This is a genomic window from Sulfitobacter sp. HI0027, from assembly GCF_001634775.1.
Taxonomy (GTDB): domain Bacteria; phylum Pseudomonadota; class Alphaproteobacteria; order Rhodobacterales; family Rhodobacteraceae; genus Sulfitobacter.
Map to the genome: position 1 here is coordinate 1 of NZ_LWER01000210.1, position 3720 is coordinate 3720.

Consider the following 3720-nt stretch of genomic DNA (forward strand, 5'->3'; position numbering starts at 1 on the left):
CGGGTCGCTCTTGCGTAAGCATCCGGCGTAGGCCACANGCAGGGTCATCGCTCGCGATCACGGTCCATTTCGATGAGCTCTTGCAGGTTTTCGATCCCGATTGGAGTGAATGCGATGACACCGTCGTCGCTGGGACCGTAGACCCAGATTATACCATCTTCGGTTTCCATACCGGTGGCGAGATCAAAGATCTTATTGACGGTTTCGCCCAGTTCGACAGCGACGCGGTCGATTGTCTTGACGGAATACACCTTGTTCAGCTGCATGGTTAGGCTGCTTGTGGAAGGGATAGAGCTTTCCAGTTCCAAGGCAGAAGTTCATGCACGCGCGAGACGGGCAAGTCGGGCAGCCGGGCGAGAACATCGGCGAGCCAGGCCTGCGGATCGATGTCATTCATTTTGGCGGTGACGATAAGGGTATACATGGCGGCAGCCCGTTCACCGCCGCGCTCTGAGCCTGCGAAGAGCCACGACTTTCTGCCCAGTGCCACGCCACGTAAAGCGCGTTCGGCCGCATTATTCGTCAGACAGATATGCCCGTCATCGAGGAATGCCGTGAAGGCCTGCCAACGGCCACGCTTCTCAAACATGTAGTTGATCGCCTTGGCCACCTTGTTGTGTCTGGACAGTTTCGCGCGCTCGTCCTGCAGCCAGTCGTGGAGGCCGTTCACCAGGGGACGGGACAGGTTCTGGCGGGCGACGAGCCGGGCATCAGCATCCAGCCCATTGATCTCGCGCTCGATGTCGAAGATGGCATCGATCCGTTTCACCGCTTCCAGTGCGACCGGCGAGATCTGATGGGCGGGTTTGCCCTTGCGGACGTTGCCCGCAATGTCGGCCAGTTCGAAGAACTTCCGGCGGGCATGTGACCAACACAACGCACTGGTCACGGGCCCCTCGTCGCGGTCTTCGCGATAGAGATCGTTGTATCCACCATAGGCGTCCGCTTGCAGCACACCTTGCCATCCGGCCAGATGCTGATTGGGATTGGTTGCGCCGCGATCTCGAGAGAAGCGGAAGAACGCCGCTGGTGGGGCGCCACCATTCCATGGCCGATCATCACGCACGTAGGTCCAGAGCCGGGCCTTTTTTGCACCGCCCCGCGCCAGAAGCGGCACGGTGGTATCATCGCCATGTAGGCGGTGAGCGGCACGCACATGGCTTTCGATCAGGGCATGGATCGGCTGCAAGGCGACAGTCGCGTGCCCGACCAAGTCTGCCAGCGTGGAGAGGCTCAGATCAACGCCTTCACGCGCAAAGCGCTCTGCCTGCCGGTTCAACGGCTGGTGCTGTCCGTATTTTTCGAAGATCAGCATTGCGATCAAGCTGGGTCCGGCCCATCCGCGCGGAATCGCATGGAACGGCGCCGGCGGCTGGCTAATCTTCTCGCAGGCCCGGCAAGTGAACTTCTCGCGCACAGTCTGGATCACCTTCCACTGACGTGGGATTACCTCCAGCGTCTCGGTGATGTCCTCGCCCATCTTCACGATCCGGTCCGAGCCACAGCAAGTGCAGGCGGCCGGTGCCTCAACAACAACCCGCTCGCGCGGCTCCCTCTCATCGCTGCAAGCAGCGACTGCCGGGCAACGGGTGATCGGGGAACGGCTTGCGCACGGGATGGCGGCGCGTGAAGGCGCGCAGCGTGCTGGCTTTCTCGCTTGCTTGATCTGCGGCTAAGGCATCCTCGGTGGCCGCCGCTTCCATCTCTTCAAGCTGCAGTTCCAGTTGATCGATCAGCCGAGCGCGTCGTTCTGACGAGATACCGTATTTGTCACGGCGCAGTTTGGCGATCTCGAGCTTGAGCTCTTGGATCATCGCCTCGGAGCAGGAGACAACCGCGCGGGCCTGCGCCAGCTCGCTTTCCGCAACATCTGCACGGGCCTCTGCGGCGGCCAGGGCAGCGCGTAATTTGGCGAGTTCAGAGGCGGCATTAGACATGACCGATATTTACCAGCCGGGGCCGCGGAACACCAATAAAAACAGGCTTTCTGGCCTGAATTAACCAGCCTTTGCAGGGCGTTGTGTCCAGCGAGGATTGCGCCAGTCGATGCCCTCCAGAAGATAGCCTAACTGCGCCGCCGATATCTGCACCGCTTCGCCCGACCGGCTCACGGGCCAGATGAACTTGCCTGCCTCCAGGCGCTTTAGATAAAGCGACATGCCCACGCCATCATGCCACAGGATCTTGACGAGGTCGCCCTTACGACCTCGGAAGCAAAATATCTCACCCGCATGGGGATCGCGGCCGAGCCCTTCTTGCACCTGTAGCGCCAGCGTGTTCATGCCCCGCCGCATATCGGTGACGCCGCCTGCGATCCACACCTTCACGCCCGCCGGAAACGCGATCATTGCCGATCCACCACTGCCAGAATCCGAGCAAGCGCTTCGGACTCCACGCCGATCGGCACGATGAGTCGACGCCCATTCGGAAGGGCTACCTCAACCCGACAGTCCGGAGATGGAATGGCATCGATCGGATTTGCCTGCGACGCGGAAACTTCCTTCGGCACAGTCACCGGCGCGAACGATACAGAGCCAGAAGACCCAAGCTCACCGTTTCGATACTGCCGCCGCCAAGTCGTCAAAAGCGACCGGCAAATGCCGTGTCGCCGCGCCGTGGCTGTCACCTGACGGTGGCCAATAAAGCTTTCTTCCACAATGCGCAGTTTGTCATCATCCGACCAATGCCGGCGGCGTTCACCATCGGCAGCAGACAGAACTTCGATTTGAGGGCGGTTGACCTGCCACGGAACTCTCATCCAGCTGTGACTTGAGCCCGATTGATGTTTACGCCGATTGGCGCAGGTTGAGCAATCGCCCGACACGCGGAGCTTTCATCTCGCGTATCGGGGCGGGCGATTGCGGTGGTTAGGGTCCGCGCGTAGTCGGCCGGGGTCTGGTAATTCAAGGCCGAATGCGGGCGTTCGGTGTTGTAGTCGGTGGCCCATGCGGGGATCACGACGCGGGCATGTGCCAGGTTGCGGAACATGGTCTCGTTAAGTAGCTCGTCGCGCATCCGCCCGTTAAAGCTTTCGACGAAGCCGTTCTGCATGGGCTTGCCCGGCGCGATGTAGTGCCATTCGATCCGATGCTCGGAACACCAGCGCAGGATCGCGTTACTGGTTAGTTCGGTCCCATTATCGCTGACAATCATGCCAGGCTTTCCGCGCCGCTCGATCAATGCCGTCAGCTCGCGTACCACACGCCGTCCCGAAATCGAGGTATCCGGGATTGCCGCTAAGCACTCCCGGGTGACATCGTCGACCACGTTGAGCACCCGGAAGCGCTGGCCGCTGGCGAATTGGTCGTGGACGAAATCCAATGACCAACGTGCGTTCGGCCGTGCTTCGACCAAGATTGGCACCCGTGTCCCGACAGCCTTGCGTCGGGCCTTTCGCTTGCGCACCGCCAGCCCTTCCTCGCGGTAAAGCCGATAGATCCGGTTGATCCCCGAGGGCTCGCCCTCGCGGCGCAGCAGCACGAAGAGCCGCCGATAACCGAACCGTCGACGCTCATTGGCCAGATCCCGCAACCGACCGCGTAGAACCGTGTCCGGCGCACGCTTAGCCTGGTAGCGGACCATCTTGCGGTCCGCCCCGGCAATCCGGCACGCCCGCCGTTCCGATAGCCCGAGAAGGGCCTTCAGATGCGCGACCGCCTCGCGCTTCACGGCAGGCGTCACCACTTTTTTGAAACCAGTTCCTTCATTGCAGCCAGATCG

The 3720-nt window shown here is 61.1% G+C and carries 3 protein-coding genes and 2 pseudogenes; all 5 read right to left on the minus strand.

From position 1 onward, the window contains the following. Nucleotides 1–44: 44 nt before the first annotated feature. Nucleotides 45–266 (minus strand): hypothetical protein, encoded by a 222-nt coding sequence (locus A3722_RS13755; RefSeq protein WP_067625326.1) that lies wholly within the window; start codon nt 264–266, stop codon nt 45–47. Between the two features lie 2 nt (nt 267–268). Further along, a pseudogene (tnpC, locus tag A3722_RS13760) lies at nt 269–1937 on the minus strand (IS66 family transposase). 60 nt (nt 1938–1997) lie between these two features. After that, complete coding sequence (gene tnpB, locus A3722_RS13765; RefSeq protein WP_067630184.1) at nt 1998–2348, minus strand: IS66 family insertion sequence element accessory protein TnpB; 351 nt, start codon at nt 2346–2348, stop codon at nt 1998–2000. After that, nucleotides 2345–2758, minus strand: a complete 414-nt coding sequence (gene tnpA, locus A3722_RS23390; protein WP_150120329.1) for an IS66-like element accessory protein TnpA — start codon at nt 2756–2758, stop codon at nt 2345–2347. Before tnpA ends, tnpB begins: the two co-directional genes overlap by 4 nt. After that, a pseudogene (locus tag A3722_RS13770) lies at nt 2755–3720 on the minus strand (IS3 family transposase); the annotation flags it as partial. The pseudogene A3722_RS13770 and the gene tnpA, both read right to left, overlap by 4 nt.

Excerpts from the sequence above, each read along its gene's own strand:
- tnpA (WP_150120329.1), bottom strand. The coding sequence starts at position 2,758 with ATGAGAGTTCCGTGGCAGGTCAACCGCCCTCAAATCGAAGTTCTGTCT.
- tnpB (WP_067630184.1), bottom strand. The coding sequence starts at position 2,348 with ATGATCGCGTTTCCGGCGGGCGTGAAGGTGTGGATCGCAGGCGGCGTC.
- A3722_RS13755 (WP_067625326.1), bottom strand. The coding sequence starts at position 266 with ATGCAGCTGAACAAGGTGTATTCCGTCAAGACAATCGACCGCGTCGCT.